General features: G+C 70.3%; 1 protein-coding gene. It reads right to left on the bottom strand.

The genetic code is table 11. The annotated features are described in order from the left end of the window. A partial coding sequence (locus QWJ41_RS21985; protein WP_302710621.1) for a hypothetical protein occupies positions 1-202 on the bottom strand: 202 nt, incomplete at both ends.

Here is a 202-nt window from a genome sequence, read left to right on the forward strand (position 1 = left end):
TTCGTCGGCCCCCTCGTCGACACCGTCCTCGGCGTCGACCTTGGCCTCCACGGAGCGAGCCACGACCACCACGGAGTCGTGCTTCTTGGGCGTCACGAACATCACGCCCAACGCCGAGCGACCGGTGGGCCGGAACTCCGCGTTGACGGGGCTGCGCACCACCAGGCCGGAGGCGGTGATCGAGAGGACCTCGTCGCCCTCC

It is taken from the genome of Nocardioides cremeus, from assembly GCF_030518195.1.
Lineage (GTDB): Bacteria > Actinomycetota > Actinomycetes > Propionibacteriales > Nocardioidaceae > Nocardioides > Nocardioides cremeus.